20 protein-coding genes are annotated in these 18,512 nt (G+C 43.0%); 9 read left to right on the top strand and 11 right to left on the bottom strand.

Annotated elements, in window-relative coordinates; all coding sequences use genetic code 11:
- Window positions 1–2: 2 nt before the first annotated feature.
- On the top strand, window positions 3–383 hold the full coding sequence (locus PAP_RS00245) for a DUF473 domain-containing protein (RefSeq protein ID WP_048163955.1): 381 nt from the start codon (window positions 3–5) through the stop codon (window positions 381–383).
- Here the strand turns inward: PAP_RS00245 and nucS are convergent, their stop codons facing one another.
- Window positions 384–1,139, bottom strand: coding sequence for an endonuclease NucS (nucS, locus tag PAP_RS00240; protein WP_084177513.1), 756 nt, complete (start codon window positions 1,137–1,139; stop codon window positions 384–386). It lies immediately after the preceding gene.
- Between the two features lie 82 nt (window positions 1,140–1,221).
- On the opposite strand from nucS, the gene gcvT reads away from it, so the two are divergent.
- Window positions 1,222–2,415, top strand: coding sequence for a glycine cleavage system aminomethyltransferase GcvT (gene gcvT, locus PAP_RS00235; protein WP_048163954.1), 1,194 nt, complete (start codon window positions 1,222–1,224; stop codon window positions 2,413–2,415).
- 15 nt (window positions 2,416–2,430) lie between these two features.
- On the opposite strand, the gene PAP_RS00230 is transcribed toward gcvT, so the two are convergent.
- Entirely contained in the window at window positions 2,431–3,291 is an 861-nt protein-coding gene (locus tag PAP_RS00230; protein ID WP_048163952.1) for a DMT family transporter, read from the bottom strand.
- 106 nt (window positions 3,292–3,397) lie between these two features.
- Here PAP_RS00230 and gcvH point away from each other — a divergent pair, with 106 nt between their 5' ends.
- The gene (gene gcvH / locus PAP_RS00225; RefSeq protein WP_048163951.1) at window positions 3,398–3,802 is read left to right on the top strand and encodes a glycine cleavage system protein GcvH; all 405 of its coding nucleotides are present in this window, start codon (window positions 3,398–3,400) and stop codon (window positions 3,800–3,802) included.
- A 339-nt stretch (window positions 3,803–4,141) separates the two neighbouring features.
- Here gcvH and PAP_RS10355 read toward each other — a convergent pair whose 3' ends face one another.
- From PAP_RS10355 to PAP_RS00185, 7 genes are all read right to left on the bottom strand, one after another.
- Window positions 4,142–4,825, bottom strand: a complete 684-nt coding sequence (locus tag PAP_RS10355; protein WP_201769538.1) for a cupin domain-containing protein — start codon at window positions 4,823–4,825, stop codon at window positions 4,142–4,144.
- Between the two features lie 77 nt (window positions 4,826–4,902).
- Window positions 4,903–5,637 (bottom strand): class I SAM-dependent methyltransferase, encoded by a 735-nt coding sequence (locus PAP_RS00210; RefSeq protein WP_236626994.1) that lies wholly within the window; start codon window positions 5,635–5,637, stop codon window positions 4,903–4,905.
- A gap of 10 nt (window positions 5,638–5,647) precedes the next feature.
- The gene (locus PAP_RS00205) at window positions 5,648–6,211 is read right to left on the bottom strand and encodes a methyltransferase family protein (protein ID WP_048163948.1); all 564 of its coding nucleotides are present in this window, start codon (window positions 6,209–6,211) and stop codon (window positions 5,648–5,650) included.
- 373 nt (window positions 6,212–6,584) lie between these two features.
- Entirely contained in the window at window positions 6,585–8,027 is a 1,443-nt protein-coding gene (gene gltA, locus PAP_RS00200; RefSeq protein ID WP_048163946.1) for an NADPH-dependent glutamate synthase, read from the bottom strand.
- Window positions 8,024–8,896, bottom strand: coding sequence for a sulfide/dihydroorotate dehydrogenase-like FAD/NAD-binding protein (locus tag PAP_RS00195; protein ID WP_048163944.1), 873 nt, complete (start codon window positions 8,894–8,896; stop codon window positions 8,024–8,026). Before PAP_RS00195 ends, gltA begins: the two co-directional genes overlap by 4 nt.
- Before the next feature lie 207 nt (window positions 8,897–9,103).
- Window positions 9,104–9,865, bottom strand: a complete 762-nt coding sequence (locus tag PAP_RS00190) for a tRNA (adenine-N1)-methyltransferase (RefSeq protein ID WP_048163943.1) — start codon at window positions 9,863–9,865, stop codon at window positions 9,104–9,106.
- Between the two features lie 12 nt (window positions 9,866–9,877).
- The gene (locus tag PAP_RS00185; protein ID WP_048163942.1) at window positions 9,878–10,495 is read right to left on the bottom strand and encodes a DUF257 family protein; all 618 of its coding nucleotides are present in this window, start codon (window positions 10,493–10,495) and stop codon (window positions 9,878–9,880) included.
- 94 nt (window positions 10,496–10,589) lie between these two features.
- On the opposite strand from PAP_RS00185, the gene PAP_RS00180 reads away from it, so the two are divergent.
- A complete protein-coding gene (locus PAP_RS00180; RefSeq protein ID WP_048163940.1) occupies window positions 10,590–10,898 on the top strand; it encodes a signal recognition particle protein Srp19 in 309 nt (102 codons plus the stop codon).
- Here PAP_RS00180 and PAP_RS00175 read toward each other — a convergent pair whose 3' ends face one another.
- Complete coding sequence (locus PAP_RS00175) at window positions 10,899–11,141, bottom strand: Lrp/AsnC family transcriptional regulator (protein ID WP_048163939.1); 243 nt, start codon at window positions 11,139–11,141, stop codon at window positions 10,899–10,901.
- Window positions 11,142–11,482: 341 nt separating this feature from the next.
- On the opposite strand from PAP_RS00175, the gene PAP_RS10370 reads away from it, so the two are divergent.
- From PAP_RS10370 to PAP_RS00150, 5 genes are all read left to right on the top strand, one after another.
- Entirely contained in the window at window positions 11,483–13,624 is a 2,142-nt protein-coding gene (locus PAP_RS10370) for an ABC transporter substrate-binding protein (RefSeq protein ID WP_048163937.1), read from the top strand.
- Between the two features lie 136 nt (window positions 13,625–13,760).
- Window positions 13,761–14,762 carry an ABC transporter permease gene (locus PAP_RS00165; RefSeq protein WP_048163936.1) on the top strand — a complete coding sequence of 334 codons (1,002 nt, stop codon included), beginning with the start codon at window positions 13,761–13,763 and terminating at the stop codon, window positions 14,760–14,762.
- Between the two features lie 11 nt (window positions 14,763–14,773).
- Entirely contained in the window at window positions 14,774–15,931 is a 1,158-nt protein-coding gene (locus tag PAP_RS00160; protein ID WP_048163935.1) for an ABC transporter permease, read from the top strand.
- Window positions 15,924–16,901 carry an ABC transporter ATP-binding protein gene (locus PAP_RS00155; protein WP_048163933.1) on the top strand — a complete coding sequence of 326 codons (978 nt, stop codon included), beginning with the start codon at window positions 15,924–15,926 and terminating at the stop codon, window positions 16,899–16,901. The genes PAP_RS00160 and PAP_RS00155 overlap by 8 nt, the downstream gene beginning before the upstream one ends.
- Window positions 16,902–16,905: 4 nt before the next feature.
- The gene (locus PAP_RS00150; protein ID WP_048163932.1) at window positions 16,906–17,886 is read left to right on the top strand and encodes an ABC transporter ATP-binding protein; all 981 of its coding nucleotides are present in this window, start codon (window positions 16,906–16,908) and stop codon (window positions 17,884–17,886) included.
- On the opposite strand, the gene PAP_RS00145 is transcribed toward PAP_RS00150, so the two are convergent.
- On the bottom strand, window positions 17,871–18,449 hold the full coding sequence (locus tag PAP_RS00145) for a hypothetical protein (RefSeq protein WP_048163931.1): 579 nt from the start codon (window positions 18,447–18,449) through the stop codon (window positions 17,871–17,873). The genes PAP_RS00150 and PAP_RS00145 overlap by 16 nt on opposite strands.
- Between the last annotated feature and the right edge of the window lie 63 nt (window positions 18,450–18,512).

The following is an 18,512-nucleotide window of genomic DNA, read 5'->3' as shown; positions in this document are numbered from 1 at the left end:
GAATGGAGCTTATTGTCCTCGTCGGAATTTCACGCAGAGCTCTGGACTCCCTCTTAAGAAACCCATATAGGACGTTGGAGATAAGAAATGCAAGAAACATTGGAGCCCTTGAAAAACTCCAAGAGGGGCGCAAAGTTTTCCTAACCTACGAGACGTTCCAAGATATTACACGAAGCACGGAAGGGGTAATAGCTGAAATTTTAAGGATGGAGCGCATGGAGCAAAAAATCCTCTGGGAAGAGAGCGACGAGAGGGAGCAAATGGTGTGCAGAATTCAGCTGAGGCTCATAGGTTTGGGAAAGGTTTTGGAAGTAGGTGAAGAGGGAGGAGTTCTAAAGGCCAAGGTAAGAGAGATGATGCCCCACGAGATGGCTATGGGCTAGCTACAACATGTCGAGTGTTTTCTGCTTTCCCTTTCGAGCTTTTTCGCGCTTTGGAGGGTTTAGCTTTTTGAATTCCAAGCCTAAATCCTTCAAGAGCTTCTCTGCGCCAGAAGTTAGAGATGGCGCGACTAAAATTCCTCTAACACTCCCGTGCTCTTCTTTTAAGGCATCGACGTAGCGCTTGAGCTGGCTTACCGCATGCAAATCTGCTCTCCTGCGCTTGAGCTCTAAAACAACGATGTTTCCATCTCTGTCAACGCCGTAGATATCTATTATGCCGTGTTTTATTGGCTTCTCCTTTTGGAGTGCCTTAAATCCTTCTTCAATTATGCTGGGGTTTTGGAGGATTAGATCAGCCATCTCCGCCTCGCTCCCCATCAAATTAAGCGCTTCGTAATCCTCGGCTTGGAAGTATGAGATTAGGTAAACTTTCAAAAGCTCAACTTCCAAGATTTCCTTTGGTTTTCTTCTAACGCTCCGCAGCTTTATCTTCCCTTCCTCAATTTGAAAGCTCACAATACTCCCCGGCGGCTGCCAGTTGACAGGAACTCTTTTCTCCTTTTGGTGAATTAGAAAAGTACCGTCTGGTTTGATCATGATAACTCTATCCCCCGCCCCAAGCTCGCTCTTAGCACGTCCATCATAGAAGACACTACAGTGGGCGAAGAGGGTTATAATAGCCTCATTTGAGAGCCCCTCGCTCAAAATCTCAACAACTTCTTCAACGCTTGGATTCTCCTTAGATTTGACCTTCATGAGAGCTACTCCCATGGAGGCTTAATAAGCTTAGCGGGCGAAGGTTTATATCTTCATCGAAACATTTTATAGCGGTGATACTATGAAGAGGGTCCACATTTTTGACTGGCACAAAGAGAATGCAAAAAAAGTTGAAGAGTTCGCTGGCTGGGAGATGCCAATTTGGTACTCAAGCATAAAGGAAGAGCACCTCGCGGTAAGAAACGGCGTTGGAATCTTCGATGTTTCACACATGGGTGAAATCTTCTTTAGAGGTAAAGATGCCTTAAAGTTCCTCCAATACGTCACAACCAATGACATCTCAAGGCCCCCAGCAATAAGCGGAACCTACACGCTCGTTTTGAACGAGAGGGGTGCTGTGAAGGATGAGACACTCGTCTTCAACATGGGCAACGATACTTACATGATGGTGTGCGACAGCGATGCATTTGAAAAGCTCTACGCTTGGTTCATCTCAATCAAGAGGGCAATTGAGCAATACACTGAGCTCGACCTCGAGATTGAAAACAAAACTTATGACTACGTCATGTTCTCAATTCAAGGTCCAAAGGCGAGGGATTTGGCTAAAGACCTCTTCGGCATCGATATCAATGATTTATGGTGGTTCCAAGCTAAGGAAGTTGAGCTCGATGGAATAAAGATGCTCCTCTCAAGAAGCGGCTACACTGGCGAGAACGGATGGGAAGTTTACTTCGAAGATGCCAACCCATACCACCCAGACGAGAGCAAGCGCGGAAAGCCAGAGAAAGCTTTGTATGTATGGAACAAAATCCTCGAGGCCGGAGAGAAGTACGGCATAAAGCCAGCTGGCTTAGGTGCGAGAGATACCTTGAGGCTTGAAGCAGGTTACACACTCTACGGCAACGAGACGAAAGAGCTCCAGCTCCTCAGCACGGACGTTGATGAGGTAACCCCACTCCAAGCCAACCTCGACTTTGCCATCTTCTGGGACAAGGAGTTCATTGGAAAGGACGCTCTCTTAAAGCAGAGGGAGAGAGGACTTCCAAGGAAGGCCGTTCACATCAAGATGATTGACAAGGGTGTTCCTAGAGAAGGCTACAAGGTTTACAAGGATGGCGAGCTCATAGGTGAGGTAACGAGCGGTACATCTTCACCACTCCTCGGTATAGGTATTGGAATAGCCTTCGTCAAGCCAGAATTTGCTCAACCTGGCGTTGAGCTCGAAGTAGAGATTAGAGGCAAGATGAAGAAGGCCGTAACAGTGGCTCCACCATTCTATGACCCCAAGAAGTACGGAGCATTTAGAGAGGAGTGAAGCGACATTTGCTTTCTATCCTTTTCTCCCCATTATTATTCCTCCTACAATAAAGACCAATCCTAAAAGCGTTGATGCGAGTATCTCTTCCCCAACAATGAAATGTATGAGAATTAGGGATAAGAAAGGTGTCAAATAGATCAGGTTAGCCACTTGGGCCGTTGTTTCTGAGAGACTTAACGCTTTGTGCCACACTAAGAAAGTTATACCCATCTCAAAGAGGCCTACGTAGATGCTACCCACTAAGCCTTTGATGCCGAATTGAAGTTCTCCAAAGAGGAGAATGAAGAGAGCGATGTATATAAAGCCAAATGCGAAGTTTAGAAAGAGCCTCACGACATCGTCGCGCTCATCCTTTAGGTTGAGTATCCAGTAGGATGCCCAGATTATTGCACTCCCAAGGCCTAAAAGAGTTCCAAGGGGACTTCTAAAGTTCAAGGAAAGTAAGTCACCTCTAGTTGCGATTATTAAAACACCAAAGAAACTCATAAAAACTCCCAAAATTCTTTTGAGGCCGATTTTTTGCTTGAGGAATGGAATTGAGAGGAGTGCGAGCATTATGGGCCACGTGTAGTTTAAGGCCTGAGCCTCTTGGGCGGGAAGGAGCGAGTAGGCTTTGAAGAGAATCATGTAATAAAGGAAGGGATTTATCAAGCCCAAAAAAGCAGAGTTCCTTATACTCGATGAGCTTAACATAGAGAGCTTACCTTGATAGAGCAAAACAGAAAAGAGGACAATTAGAGAGGTTAGTGAAGCATAGAAAAGGAGGTTCAAATAGTTGAAGTATTTAAGAGAGAGCTTAAAGGCCGAAGCGACTGTTGACCACATGAACACTGCTAAGAGTGCGTAAGCGTAGGCGAGCTTTTGTCTTTCCATGAGTGAGAGATGTTCAGCAGAGCTTAAAACATTTGCCGTCGAATTTTGTCCAAATGCGGCCGCAAGGTTTAAATGTTTTTCATTCGTAAAACAATCGGTGGTTCTCATGATCGAAGTCGGAGAATATCAAGTTAAGGAAGGGCTTTACTACACCAAGGACCACGAGTGGGTCCAAGTCATGGATGATGGTACAGTTTTGGTTGGAATTAGCGACTATGCCCAAAAGGAGCTCGGCGATTTGGCCTATGTTGAGCTCCCAGAAGTCGGTGCAACTGTTGAAAAGGGCGACACGTTGTGCGAAGTCGAGAGCGTTAAGGCCGTTAGCGAAGTTTATGCTCCAATAAGCGGTGAAATAGTCGAAGTTAACGAAGAACTTGAAGATGCTCCAGAAAAAATTAACGAAGAGCCATACGAAGCATGGATTGCAAAGATTAAGCCAGAAAACCTTGAAGAGGAACTCGGAGAATTAATGGATGCAGAAGCTTACGTCAAATATTTGGAGAGCCTTTGAGCTTCTTTCTTTCCCCATTCACTTAGTATAGGTAAGGAACTAATTTTTTGGTTTTCTTCATGTACTCTATGTATTGCTCCCCAAACTTTTCAATTTATATTGAATGACGAATGTGTTTATGCTTGTGCTTTTGAGTGGTTTTAAGTCCGTGAAAATAATATTTTCCTAAGGTTCTTTTAGCAGCTCTACGCATGAGAACACCTGATGAAAAGAGGAGTAATCCAATGACATTCATTAAACTAAAGTGATAGCTCCCTAATCTCCATAAAATCCCAAAAGTAACAGCTAAGCCAGAGAAAAAGATTAAAGACGCTGGAATAATAAAAAACAGCAGTTACTTCATAGATAGTCCTCTCTAGGAGGAACAAAGAAATCTATTACTACAGAGTCTTCCAGTGCGTCAACGCTATGCTCCATGCCCACTGGTATTGAATAGCTATCCCCCGCTTCGAGAATTTCATCATATTCACCAAATCTCAATCGAATCCTTCCAGAAACAACATATCCGCTTTGTTCATTAGGGTGGCTGTGAAATGGCACGTGGTCGCCGGCCTTATAGTGCATCTTTGTAATCATCGATTTTTCACCAACAGCCAACACATCGAACAAAACTCCTTTAAACTCCCTCTTTTTTGCATCCTGCTTTTTTACTATCTTTCCATATAGCGCTCTCGGTTGTGTAGTCCCCTTTGCCTTATATCTATCCTTTTGGTTGAACAATGTTATATCCTTGTAGCCTTTCTTAATCTTCGCACTGTGCTTGACGCCTTTGGGAATAAAATATGTGTCGCCTTTTTTGAAAATGTATTTCCTGCCATCTATGGTTAATTCGATTTCACCATCCAAAATGACGCCCCACTGTGCCTCATGCGAATGTTCTGGAATTTCTACATCCTTTTCAAAGCTCATAAAAAGGATTTGTTGGTTTTCACCTTGAAAAAGGTACGCATGCAATCCTTCAATTGGAATATCCGCTTTTGGCAGATTTGTAATTATATCCGGAAAGAAGCTCTCTTTTGGCATTTTTACCCCTCCTGTTTTTTGTTGGCTCAAAGAGTATATAACATTGTTGTATTTGTGTCATTCATTTGTTTGCCCCTTTACGGTTTAGGCAGCTTTACAGCAATAACGATCTCTCCCGGCAGCCCAAATAATTTCACTTCTTCTTTGTACTTTATTTCGAATCCGGACTCTCTTATTGATTGTTCAACATAGATAGGTCTGCAGTCAACATATTGGGGAAGCTTTTCATGGAGCCACTCATAAAGCCTCAGCAAAACATTCCCACCTTCTTTTGACATGCTGACAATTCCAAGCCTTCCACCGGGTTTTAAGACCCTTTTAATTTCATTAAGAACTTTCGGAATTTCCGGTGTGTCAAAGAGTTCAAGGGTGAAGCTCATGAAAACAGCATCAAATTTATTATCCTCATAGGGCAATTTTGAGGCATCTCCACAGTACAGCTCGACTCTATCCAACAGCCCAGCTTTTTCAAGCCTCTTTTTACTAACTTCCAGCATCCCAGAAGAAATGTCAATACCGTAAACCTTTCCCTCTTCACCCACCAGTTCAGCCATTTTCTTCAAACAGTGTCCTGTTCCAAAGCCAATCTCTAACACAATTTCTCCTTTTTTAATGCCCAGCAACTCCAACGCTCTATTTCTATATTTTTTCTCAAAAACTCCTGCAAAATAATCGTAAAATCGGCTTATCCTGTCGTAGGCTTTTTTTGCCTGAGCCTTGGTTCTATATACCCGTGACACTTCATGATCTTTGGAATCCATTTTATTCGCCTTTTGTAGTTTGTATTTTAAATTATTTATAACTTGTCTCAAGCATCTGTGTTCATTTATTCCTTCTTGTGGGTATTCCAAAATACCTCGAGGTGCTCTCTTTGTATTTCAAATACTCCTCACCGAAGATACGCTCAAGATACGGCTCCTCAAGCTTAACGTTATACAAGTGAATCCCGATAATAAGTGCTATCGTGAGCAAAAGTGCGAGGAGTGAGCGTCCTGCAATTGATATCCCCAAGAGCGCTAAAAACCATCCAGTATACTGCGGATTTCTGCTGTACCTGTAGATTCCAGTGATTATGAGCTTTGAAGTGTCCATTCCCGACATCTTCTTGAATGAGTGAAATTCAAGCATTCCCACCAGCATTATGAAAAGTCCAACGCCACCCATGACCACCCCAATCACCAAAGCGACTGTCTTGTTAATGGATAATGGCCAAATGCCTTGTCTCGATGCTGAGAGCACTAATAGGAAGTGAACCGTGTCCGATATCCATATCGCAATTGAAACACGAAGAGGCAAAGTCTTTCCTTTTTCATAAGCTTTCTTTATCCCAAACCAACAGTAGATGCTCAAGAGCACAACAATCCCCAAACCAATGTAGAACAACACAATAATCCCCCCAAATCATTATTGCTTATTTGAACAATTGCTCAAATATCTATATAAACCTTATGCTTCATACACAGCTTTCCCTAAACATGACACCCCTAGAAAGCTTTTCTCATCTCATAACCGTACTAATGTTGTTGATTTTCCTGATCTATTTAAACCAGTCAATATATACTCAAAAGAACCGAAAATAACGCATTTCTGATGGCTCAGCTCCTGACCTTCATCATCTCTCAGATACCCTAGAGCTCTTCATCGCCTATATTCCATTCTCAAAAAAGTTGATAAACTTTTGTGAAAGCACCTACTTCTGCCTCAGAAGCTAACTTTTAGGTGGTTTAAAAAGCACTTCAAAAGTTAAAGAAAAAGAGGGTCAAGCACTTTCCTTCGCCTTCTTTTGGAGATATTCGTGGATTGCCTTTGCCGCTTTTCTTCCGTCCCCCATTGCCAAGATAACGGTTGCCTCCCCTCTTATAGCGTCTCCTCCAGCGAAGACGCCTGGGATTGAGGTCATTAAGTTTTCGTCTACCTTTATGACGCCTCCCTCGACTTCGAGGCCTGGTGTATTGACTATCAAACGGTTAGCGGTCTTTCCAATGGCTATGACCACTGTATCAGCCTCCAAGATTACTGTTTCCCCCGTCGGCTCTATCTTCCTCTTGCCCTTAGCATCCTTCTCCTCTAAGGCGCGCATCTTCATGAACTTGACTGCCTTAACACGGCCGCTCTCGTCACCTATGAATTCTATTGGGTTAAGGAAGAACTCAAATTTAACACCTTCCTCCTTGGCATGCTCCACTTCTTCTTCCCTCGCCGTAACGTCCTCCTCACCACGCCTGTAAGCTATTGTGACCTCAGCACCAAGTCTTCTCGCTGTTCTGGCAGCGTCCATAGCAGTGTTACCAGCCCCTATAACGATTACCTTCTCTCCAACTTTGATTGGAGTGTCATATTCAGGGAACCTGTAGGCGTTCATTAAGTTGATCCTCGTGAGGAACTCATTTGCGGTGTAGATACCGTTTAAATTGACACCTGGAGCATTAATGAGTCTTGGAGTCCCAGCGCCGGAGCCTATGAAGACAGCATCATACCTATTGAGGAGCTCTTCTATTGTGACGGTCTTTCCAACGATGTGGTCCACTTTAATTTCAACACCCAGCCTTTTGAGCTTCTCAAGCTCTTTTTCTACCACTTCATTTGGAAGCCTAAACTCTGGGATTCCATAGACGAGAACCCCACCCGGCTTGTGAAGAGCCTCAAAGACCGTCACGTGGTAGCCATCTTTAGCTAACTCAGCAGCGCATGTCAATCCAGCGGGCCCGGCACCGATAACGGCCACTCTCTGCTCCTTCTTCTCAATCTCCGGAAGCATCTCACCGAGGAGCTCATCGTCTATGCCCTTTTCCCTCGCGTAGTCAGCCACAAAGCGCTCAAGCTTGCCTATGTTGACCTTATCTCCCACTTTACCCATTACACAGTTCATCTCACACTGGTCTTCCTGGGGACAAACTCTACCAGTTGTTGCCGGTAAAGTGTTGCACGCCCATATGACTCTCAAAGCCTCTTTAACGGCCCTATCCGGCTCATCTTTATACTCAACGAGCTTGGCTATAAAACCTGGAATATCAATATGAACCGGACAGCCCTTGATACACGGAGCATATTCATAGGGGCACTGGAGGCATCTTTGAGCTTCTTGGACTGCTAACTCGAAGGTATAACCAAGGTTAACTTCCATGAAGCCCTTAAGCCTCTCCTCAACAGGCCTCTCAGGAGTGGGGATTCTTTCCTTAATGATTTTTCTCTTCACCATCATTGAGCACCTCCCTGGGCTTGAAGCTTCTCCATATAGAGCTGCATGGCTTTCATCTCGAGGTCCCTATAATAGCCGCTTCTCGCGATGAGCTCGTCCCAGTTAACGGTATAGGCATCGAAGCTCGGCCCATCAACACATGCAAACTTCACCTCGCCGTTGATGTGAACTCTACAGGCACCGCACATTCCAGTCCCATCAACCATTATTGGATGCAGGTCAACTTCCATGGGTATGTTATACTCTTTGACGACCTCAAAGATGGCCTTTTGGTCACCGACCGGACCTACCATAAAAACTAAATCTGGCTTTAGATTCTCAATCATCTCTCTGACCTTCTCCTTTGCTCTAGCCGTAACATTTTTCATATTCTCAGGGAAGCTCTTGTTTGGATCAATTGAAACTGTCTCAACAGTGTGCTTAAAAACGGCCTTCTCCAGCTCATCCTTTAGTATCACCATCGGTTCAAATGTGACGTGAAGAGTGTGGACCTCATTGCCGAGTTCCTGCCAAGCTTTAGCTATTGGGAAAACCTCAACTACCCCCGTGTAGAGTCCGATAGCCAATATTTTACCAAACTTTTCCATCGGGGCGGGATTTCCAAGGGGACCTGCTATGTTAAGGAAGCTGTCCCCTTCTTTGAGCTCTGTGTTTATCCGAAGCGTGGTCTTACCCCTCGTAAAGACTACCAGTCCTATCCATCCTTCCTCCTTGTCCCACATTACAGGAGTCAGAGGAATTCTTTCACCGTTTTCAAAGGCCCTAACAATCACGAACTGGCCGGGTTTAACTTTTTTAGCAATATGGGGTGCATGAACCTTATACCAGATGTTTCTCATGGCAATTTCCTTTTTTTCCAAAATTTTATACACAATGAACACCTCCGTACATGTGTTCGAATTTGAACATCTATTTTCGTTTAGAACATTTTGTGTTTATAAAAGTATTGTAAACCAAAGGTTAAAAACATTGAAAAATATTGGGCGAATACAACTGAGAATTAAAGCAATCCCAGCAAATTATAAAATACGCTGAAGACTGGATTGGACTCAAAAAAGTGACAAAAAGGATGAAATTACTCAGAGTTTTCTCATAAATGTTAAATAGCCAGTATGTGCAAGCATTCTCGTGCTTGGTCTAAAGCAATTTTCCTTAACTTCCTGCTCTCTAACCAAGCATTCTATAGTCTTTGGCCTTGAAAAGTGCCCTTTATACTCCTTAAGCTTAGCGTAAAAGCGGATTACTTGGTTTGCACAGGGAGTGTATGCAACGAAAAATCCTCCAGGCTTTAGAGCTTTAATAGCATGCTCTAAAACATTTTCAGGCTGAGGCAAATCTAAGATTATGTGGCTGACATTTTCCTCATCTATGCCGTCATAGATGTTCTTCAGCTTTATCTCAACCCTATCATCAAAGCCAGCCCACACTATATTCCTCCAAGCGAGCTTCGCAAAGTCTTCCCTTACTTCATAGCTTACAATTTTTCCTTCTTTTCCAACAATGTTGGCTAGAAATATTGTCAAAGCTCCACTTCCAACACCAGCTTCAATAATAAAATCGCCGGGAGAAATCCCTGCGTGCGCAACTATTTGTGCAGCATCCTTTGGGTGAATTGTTTGAGGACCACGCTTCATTTTAGCAAGAAAATCCACTATACTCGGCTTTAAAACCTTAAACTCTTTTTCTTTATGGGTCTTTATGCTCTGTCCAAACTCCATCCCAATTAGCTCACCGAGCTTAAGTATTCCCAAATCAGTGTGGAATTCCTCATCTCTCACAGTTAAGAGGTATCTCTTTCCCCTTGGATCAACTAAAAGCACCTTATCTCCTTCATTTATCATCAACATCACCGATTAAATCTTTTTCTTTAAGTTGACTTTAAACTCCTCTTCACCCGATATATCCACAACCCAAGAAGCGAGTTCCTCTAAAAGGGCCACAGCTTCTTTACCTAGCATATCTTTGTTTATTAAATAAATAGATGCCCAATCTTCAATTGGCAGGTAGCTCCTCGTTATTAAAAGGGTTTGGAGGGCTTTCTCTTTCCCAAAGTACAAATACTCCGAAATTCCAATGCTAATAAAGTATAGGGGCTTTGTTTGAGTCTTAGCCACTTTATTTATGGACATGTAATAATTGTTCAGGAAGTCATGAGTATCATAACTCACCGGTATCTCGTTTATAATCTCCCCATAGCTTGCCCTTCCAGGCCCGATCTTTACAACTTTTATTTTTTTGACTATTTTAAAGAAGCGTTTGTACTCAGAAGGAGATAATTTCCTCACATAATTTCTAAACATTAGGTCCCCTACTCCAAAAAAGTCATCAATCAGAACTAAACTACTCTCCGCAATTTCGGGGATAATCTCTCCCCAAACTAAATCCTCTATAGGATAGTTACTTGGATATTCAATAAGCAATACATCACCCATTTGAACATCCTTTTGAAACAGCTCTCTAATAGGGACCATGATCTCACCTATAATTTTTAGCATACATGCACACTTAAACCTTTTGAAACCAAAGCCTTTTTATTTTTGCCTTCGACTTCTATTTGGTGGGAGTATGAAGAAGTTTGTGATTTGGCCAAATGAGATTGATGCTAGGTTATCAAAAAAGTATGGCAGGCAAGTTTCAAAAACTTCAGCTGTTAGCACTCCAAAACTCAAAGAAATCGTGGATGCTATCAGATACATTGACGCTAAGATAATCGAGATTGACGAAAATAAGCTAAACCCCAGACTTTCAGGCCTTGATGAGGAGTTTAAGATAAGAGGAATGATAAAAGTCGAGAGCAGATATGGAAAATCAGAGACATTAAGACTAATAGCCGAAAAGATTAAGGAATTTAGAAAACCCAAGAAGAGAAGGTAATCACTCCTCTTCCAATTCTACCACTATTGCTGTTGTTGTGTCTATAACGCCGTCGATGTTGTGTATGTCATGCAGGATTTTTCTGGTCAGTTCTCCCAAATCTGCGGCCTCAATGTGAACTATTGCATCATAAGGGCCTGTCACTGCATCAGCTTTTATTACGCCTGGTATTGCATTGACCTCTTCAAGGACTTTTTCAACTTTTCCAATCTCTACCGTCAACAAAACATACGCTCTAACCATTTACACCACCAAATTTGGTTGTCAAATATCTCTCATCTTTTTTACAATTTAAGGTTTTCGTAATTTCAAGTAGCATTTTAATGAGCTCCTAACATCCCATTTCAACAATAAGCAACTTTAATATCACAATATGTTCATTAAAGAATGCTAAAGCAGTTCAATGCATATTAACCATTTTTAATGAATTCATATAATGTCACAGATTTCAACGAAAATATAACATGAGTCAAAAAATCCAACATTTAAACCTTGTTTTTGTGATGCAATGCATAAAAGAATCGAAAGTTTTATTACCAAACCCCCATATAAAAATAGATGCCCAATTTAATGGAGGGGTGTCAATGAAAAAACCAATGCTGGCTATATTGTTAATAGGCCTTATGGCCTTTGCAGTTGTTGCAAGTGGATGTATAGGTGGAGGAGGTCAAACTACAACAACTTCAACACCAAGCGAAACAACTCAAACAGAGACCACCGCTCAAAAAGCAATCCACAAGCAGGTTTTGTATGTAATCAACGATGATGCCATTGCAAGAATCAACTTGTTCCAAACAGGAACAGTTGATAACGTTGCAATTCCACCCGAGAGAATTAATGATGTTAAAGGATTAGAATTCCAAGGATACAACTCAGTAGTTAAAACTGACATATTGCAACCAATTTTGACATTTATCGTATTCAACACCCAAAGAGAGCCTTTCAATAACCCAAAAGTTAGGGAAGCCCTAGCCTACGCTATCCCCTACGATCAAATCATCCAAACTGTATATTCCGGCAATATGGAGAGGAACTGGGGTCCAATTCCAAAGCCATGGCCAGGCTACACAGAATTCGGAATTGAGAAGTACACCTATAACTTAGATAAAGCCAAGCAAATGCTCCAAGAAGCCGGAATAGACCCAACACAATACAAGATTGAGCTCATTTATAACGCTGGAAACTCAGCTCGTGAGAAGATCATGACATTCTTGCAAAACGTCTGGAGCCAACTCGGATTCCAAGTTACAGTATCAAGCTATGAGTGGCCAGTTTACTTAGGAAAGGTTAGCAAGGGTGACTTCGATGTTTATGTTGTTGGTTGGGTGCCAGACTATTTAGACTCAGACAACTGGGCAGGTCCATTCCTCTATGGAGCAACCAAGTTTAAGGAGCTCAACGTTAAGGTAGATGCAACCGCTGATGACATAAGCTCAATGATGAGTGAAGCTGAAGTCATTGAGACCGATGCAAGTGTTATCGTCGTTGGTTCAAAGGGAAGTGGCGCAAGCGTTAGCTTGCCAAGCGGAAAGAAAGTCATAGCTATAAGCTATGTTGTTGACGAAGAGAACACCCCATCAATTCAAGAGTTAATGGAAGCTGGCCAAGGCTTTGGTGCTATCAACCCAGCATTCTTCAGAGACACAAATGTCGATGCCTTAGTTGTCGCAGTTAGAAGAGAAACCTCTCCAGAAGTAAGAACTGAGCTCTTCAAGGCCCTCTACATCAAGGGCAACAAGTACGTTCCAGAGGTCATTATTGGACAAAACAAGCAAATGCGTGTCTACTGGGACTGGGTTAAGGGACGCTACTACCACCCAACATTTGCTGAGAGGTATGATCTCATCTGGGAAGATCCAAATGCACCAACAGTGGACATTGGTATTAAGGACTACAAGAACGATCCAAACACCTATGTTATAGGCACAATTGGATGGCCAGAGAGCTTTGACCCAGCAATGACCTATGAGACATTCGGATGGGAAATCTGGCATGAGATTGGCGACACACTAGTTACTTACTGGAAGGAGGAGACCGAAAAAGTAATACCAGACTTAGCTGTTGCTTGGGCACACAACGAGGACGGAACTGAGTGGTATTTCGTCATTAGAGGCGGCGTTAAGGCTTATGACCCATGGAACGACAAGACATACCCAATCGATGCAACAGATGTTGCCTTCACATTCTGGCGTGTCCAAAGATTGGGACACAGCGTCTCATGGATGGTAGCCGAGTTCATGGATGTTGAAAACTCACAAGCCCTAACAGAGCAAGAGTTTGAGGACGTATTGAAGAGTGGAAAGATAGTAGCTGAATACGATGGAAAGAGCATTGAAGTCAAATCAATGCAAGACTTGCTCAACCTCTTCGGCTACAGCGGAGAGACTGCAGGAGTCTATAAGCTCGTCATGCCAGCTCCATATGCTCCAATCCTCGGTGTTGTGGCTGATCCATTCCTCTCAGTGCTTCCAATGGAGTACCTCCTCGGAGACAAGTATGAGGAAGCACTAAAGGCTTCAAACAACGGTAAGAACCCAAGCGCCTGGGAGCCCTACGTCCAAGAGGGAGAAGAAGACCCAACACACCAATTAGTCCACAAGTATCCAGTCGGTACTGGTCCATACTATGTTAAAGAATACGAAGAGAACAGCTACATCGTCCTTGAATTGAACCCATACTACTGGAACAAAGACCTCTGGGAGAAGGAGTACGGCTACAAGCCTTGAAAACTTTTTCTCTTCTTTTCTTTTGTATTGCGCCCAATTCTTTGTAATTATGTTTAGTACTTTGGAGGTATCTTTGAGTACATTGATGATAAAATTTTTATATGCATGAAATATCATTATCAGCGGGGGGATAAAATTGGCAGAATTGAAGAAGTTTTTAATTAGAAGAATTCTGACATTTTTGCCCACTCTGATCGGAGTTACCCTTATAGTTTTCGTAATTGCCTATGTAATTCCAGCAGACCCAGCAAGAGCTTGGGCAGGAGGAGAAAAAGCATCCCCAGAGGCAATAGAAAGAATAAAGGAGCAATACCATCTCAATGATCCATGGTATGACCAGTATTGGTTCCTAGTTTCAGGGCTTGCAAAGAATGAGATAATTGACCCAAGGACTTCAAATCCAGTCATGGACGATGTTGGCCGGCGTTTTCCAATAACGTTTGAGCTGGCTCTGGTGGCGTTTTTCTTTGTGCTGATAATTGGAATTCCATTGGGAATACTCTCCGCCCTTAAGAGAAATACGTGGATTGATACTGTTGTTAGAATATTCGCTCTGCTTGGAGTGTCCACGCCGGTATTTTGGCTCGGATATATATTGATATTCATATTCTTTGTCAAGTTTAGAGTTATAAATTTAGCCGGTGTTCCTCCAGCTCCGTCTACTCAAATAACCCACATCCCCTTAATAGATGCTCTGCTAACGGGAGAGTTCACACTATTTAAGCAACACATCGGAAGATTTTGGCTCCCAGGCTTCGTTTTAGGATTCCTCGGCTCAGGTGTCGTGGCGAGGTTCGTGAGGAACTCCTTCCTAGAGGCCTTAAGCAGTGATTACATAGGTTTCCTAAAAGCTAAAGGTGTTCCAAAGCTTAGAGTTTACAGACACGCTTTGAAAAACGCACTGGTTCCAATTATCACGGTATTAGGTTTACAATTCGGCGGTCTATTAGCCGGTGCACCAATTACCGAGACAGTCTTTGGAATTCCAGGAATGGGACGTTATGCCATTCAAGCAATTCAAAACCTCGACTTCCCAGCAGTTATAGCGGTGACATTCATATTCGCATTGGTCTATGTTACTGCTAATCTTATCGTAGATATCCTCTATGCAGTGATTGATCCAAGAGTGAGGTACTAGGGGGGTTTAAAATGCAAGATGAGTATAGGAAAGGAATTTTAGATAGGCTTGCAGATGCAGTGGTTAGTTGTTTAGGCTCATTTATCAACTTGTTTAAAAAAGACTGGAAGAAGAAAAACAAGTCCAAAATGGAAGAGTGGCGCTTAATGCTCTATGCCTTAAACCGCTCTCCTCCAGGACTCATAGGATTAGCTTTGGTATTGATATTCATCTTCTTAGGCGTATTTGGTCCAAGGTTAGCTCCATGGCCATACAACTACTTCCCACTATTCGAAAATGGAACCGCCTATTTAGCATCACCAGGAACCCAAATTTACCTCCCACAACAGGGAACATCAATGACATTCTCTCTAGGTGCTGACCACTATGGAAGAGACTTACTAAGCCTCCTATTGGCCGGAGCTAGAACATCATTTGTAATCTCAATAATAGTCATTGTTTTGGGTGTGCCTTTGGGAATCATCTTAGGATTAACAGCAGGCTACTATGGAGGAAAAGTCGATGAGCTCGTAATGCGTATTACAGACATGTTCTTGGCATTCCCCGCATTGATATTAGCAATTGCACTCTCCGCAGTTTTGCCCGAGAGATTGCAAGCGTTCATCTCAAGTCACGCTCACCTTCAAGGCTTTGTTCTTTGGCTGTTTGCATTAGATGTTAGAGAAGCTGGAAACCTCGGAAGATTGTTATCGGTAATTTTAGCGATGATTATAGTTTGGTGGCCCGCTTACGCAAGAATAACCAGAGGTTCAACCCTAACGGAAAAGGAAAATCTCTATGTTGAAGCTGCCAGGGCTATAGGTCTAAGCTCTTGGACGATAATGTTCAAGCACATCCTACCCAACATCATAGGCCCAATATTGGTTTACATCACCTTAGACTTCGGTGGTGTCGTTTTGATGGAAGCTGGATTGAGCTTCCTTGGACTAGGTGCTACTCCACCAATAGCAGACTGGGGTAGAATAGTTTACGATGGTGCGCAGTTCTTCCCAAAAGCATGGTGGTTGATCGTATACCCAGGATTCATGGTTACGCTCGTTGCATTGGGCTGGAACCTATTGGGTGACACGCTGAGGGACATTCTCGATCCAAAGACGAGAAGGAGCATAGAATTCAAAGTTAAGAAGACGAAGCAAATGGAAGAAAAGGAAGGTGAGAGCAATGCCTGAGCCTATTTTAGAGGTTAGGGATTTAACGGTTCACTTTTACACCTATGCTGGAGTAGTTAAAGCCATTGAAAGCGTCTCTTTCGATGTTTATAAGGGAGAAACTTTTGCCCTCGTTGGAGAAACGGGGTGTGGAAAAAGCGTTACATCAAGGGCATTAACCCAACTAATCGAGAGCCCCGGAAGGATAGTAAAGGGTAGCGTAATATACCACTCAGACAACGGCCCAATTGATTTGCTAAAATTAAATGAAGAAGAGATAAGGGAGATTAGGGGGAAGGACATAGCCTACATTTTCCAAGACCCACACGCATCTTTAGATCCTCTCTACAACGTTGGATACCAAATAGCGGAAGCAATGGTGGTCCACAATACCGTTAAAGACTGGAAGGACGGATTTAAGAAGGCTTTAGACATATTAAAGAGAGTTTTAATTCCCGATCCAGAAAGCAGAATTAAGAATTACCCACACGAAATGAGCGGTGGAATGAAGCAGAGAGTTGTTATTGGAACTGGCCTAACCAATAATCCTAAGATACTCATAGCGGACGAGCCAACAACTGCATTAGATGTTACGGTTCAAGCTCAAATTTTAGAGTTGATGAACAAACTCAAGAGAGAATACAACACCACTGTTATCTTAATCACCCACAATATGGGTGTAGTTGCTGAAATGGCGGATAGAATTGCGGTAATGTACGCGGGTAAAATAGCGGAGATTGGAACTGCTAAGCAGATATTCAAGAACCCACTCCACCCATACACCCAAGGTCTACTTAGAGCAGTTCCAAACCCAATGACAAAAATCGAGCGTTTAGAAGCTATTCCCGGAACAGTACCCAACCTCATCAAGCCGCCAGGAGGATGTAGGTTCCATCCAAGGTGCCCATTTGCAAAGGAAATTTGCAAGCAAAAGGTGCCCGAATTGAAAGAGGTTGAAGACGGACACTTCGTGGCCTGCCACTTGTATTGAGGTGATGAAATTGGAGCCGATACTTCAAGTTAGACATCTAAAGAAATACTTCCCAGTTAAAGGATTGTTTTTCACGAAGGGATACGTCAAAGCTGTTGATGACATAAGCTTTGATATACGCAAAGGAGAGACATTTGGACTTGTAGGAGAGAGTGGCTGTGGAAAAACCACCACGGGAAGGACAATATTGAGACTAATTGAGCCAACAGATGGAGAGATAATCTTTGAAGGCAAGAACATCATGGAGCTGGATAAGGAGGGAATGAAGTGGTTTAGAAGAAAAGCACAAATCATGTTCCAGGATCCCTACTCCTCCTTAAATCCCAGACAAACTGTGTTTGAAGTTATAATGGAGCCCGTTAGATTCCACAAAATCCATATAGACGACCCCGAAGAATTCGTAATAAAGCTCTTAGAGAGTGTTGGATTAAACGAGATGCACCTTTACCGTTATCCCCACGAGTTCAGCGGTGGACAGAGACAGAGAATAGCTCTAGCAAGGCTCTTAGCAATGAAGCCGGAGTTCATAGTTTTGGATGAGCCAACATCCGCTCTAGATGTTTCAGTCCAAGCCAACATTCTCAACACGTTAAAAGACCTTCAGAAGGACTTTGGATTTACATACCTCTTCATATCCCACGATTTGGGAGTTGTCAAATATATGAGCCACAGAATGGGAGTTATGTACCTAGGAAAGCTCGTAGAGATTGGACCATCCGATGAAATCTTCGAAAACCCACTTCACCCATACACCCAACTCCTCCTCTCGGCAATACCTGTCCCAGACCCCGAGCTTGCGGCAGAGCTTAAAGCTAAGAGGCAAAAGATCGAAGGAGAACCGCCAAGCCCAATTAATCCACCAAAGGGATGCCGCTTCAACCCAAGATGCCCATTTGCAAAGGAAATCTGCAGAAAAGAAGAACCCCCATTAGTAGAAGCGGAAAAAGACCACTATGTAGCCTGCTGGCTCTACTCAAAGAAGTGAGCCATCCTCTCTATTTCTTTTTTGAAGCTCTCATCAATTTTTAGAAGCTGAGCGTAAATTTTGTCCTCTTTGCCCTTCTCGTTGTAGATGCTCTCCCCAATTTCCACTGCATAGTATCTGTAGCCCCTGACAAGTATATGGAGATTTTCAAGCTCTTTAGGGCTTTTAATACCTAAAACATTTTTTAGTATCGCAAGGGCCAGCAAGGCTTCTCTGTTTTCCTTTGCAAGCTCTTCTTCCTCCTTTAAGTGCCGTTTATATCCCGTAGGGAGCCCGAGAAGCCTAAAAATGTTCCACCGCCTCATGTGGCTCAAACGACTCTTGAGCTTCTCACCAGAAAGTTCGTAAACCTCTCTAAACACCTCTTTCAAAAAACCTTCCAAATCCTCTTCCTTAATTAAAGGCTCCAATGAGCCCTCGCACTCCCTCCTGAGGCTCCTATCGAAGGGCCGTATAAGGGCGCTTACCCTTTCTATTCGCTCAACCTTCTTTGAAAAGTAAGCATCTATCATATACTCCTTTCCCTTCACCTCAAAGATTAAATAAGGAATTGCAATTCTCATAACCCCACCACTCTAAACTTGGGGAAAGAGCTAAAAAACTTTGCTTAAAGTTATATGCCAGTG

The sequence above is a fragment of the Palaeococcus pacificus DY20341 genome (genome assembly GCF_000725425.1).
GTDB lineage: Archaea > Methanobacteriota_B > Thermococci > Thermococcales > Thermococcaceae > Palaeococcus > Palaeococcus pacificus.
This window is presented reverse-complemented; position numbering and strand designations above follow the sequence as displayed.

Excerpts from the sequence above, each read along its gene's own strand:
- PAP_RS00245 (WP_048163955.1), top strand. The coding sequence starts at position 3 with ATGGAGCTTATTGTCCTCGTCGGAATTTCACGCAGAGCTCTGGACTCC.
- PAP_RS10355 (WP_201769538.1), bottom strand. The coding sequence starts at position 4,825 with ATGCCAAAAGAGAGCTTCTTTCCGGATATAATTACAAATCTGCCAAAA.
- PAP_RS00190 (WP_048163943.1), bottom strand. The coding sequence starts at position 9,865 with ATGATAAATGAAGGAGATAAGGTGCTTTTAGTTGATCCAAGGGGAAAG.
- PAP_RS00150 (WP_048163932.1), top strand. The coding sequence starts at position 16,906 with ATGAAATTGGAGCCGATACTTCAAGTTAGACATCTAAAGAAATACTTC.
- PAP_RS00180 (WP_048163940.1), top strand. The coding sequence starts at position 10,590 with ATGAAGAAGTTTGTGATTTGGCCAAATGAGATTGATGCTAGGTTATCA.
- PAP_RS00155 (WP_048163933.1), top strand. The coding sequence starts at position 15,924 with ATGCCTGAGCCTATTTTAGAGGTTAGGGATTTAACGGTTCACTTTTAC.
- PAP_RS00175 (WP_048163939.1), bottom strand. The coding sequence starts at position 11,141 with ATGGTTAGAGCGTATGTTTTGTTGACGGTAGAGATTGGAAAAGTTGAA.
- PAP_RS00160 (WP_048163935.1), top strand. The coding sequence starts at position 14,774 with ATGCAAGATGAGTATAGGAAAGGAATTTTAGATAGGCTTGCAGATGCA.
- nucS (WP_084177513.1), bottom strand. The coding sequence starts at position 1,139 with ATGAAGGTCAAATCTAAGGAGAATCCAAGCGTTGAAGAAGTTGTTGAG.
- gltA (WP_048163946.1), bottom strand. The coding sequence starts at position 8,027 with ATGATGGTGAAGAGAAAAATCATTAAGGAAAGAATCCCCACTCCTGAG.
- gcvT (WP_048163954.1), top strand. The coding sequence starts at position 1,222 with ATGAAGAGGGTCCACATTTTTGACTGGCACAAAGAGAATGCAAAAAAA.
- PAP_RS00185 (WP_048163942.1), bottom strand. The coding sequence starts at position 10,495 with ATGGTCCCTATTAGAGAGCTGTTTCAAAAGGATGTTCAAATGGGTGAT.
- PAP_RS00230 (WP_048163952.1), bottom strand. The coding sequence starts at position 3,291 with ATGGAAAGACAAAAGCTCGCCTACGCTTACGCACTCTTAGCAGTGTTC.
- PAP_RS10370 (WP_048163937.1), top strand. The coding sequence starts at position 11,483 with ATGAAAAAACCAATGCTGGCTATATTGTTAATAGGCCTTATGGCCTTT.
- PAP_RS00145 (WP_048163931.1), bottom strand. The coding sequence starts at position 18,449 with ATGAGAATTGCAATTCCTTATTTAATCTTTGAGGTGAAGGGAAAGGAG.
- gcvH (WP_048163951.1), top strand. The coding sequence starts at position 3,398 with ATGATCGAAGTCGGAGAATATCAAGTTAAGGAAGGGCTTTACTACACC.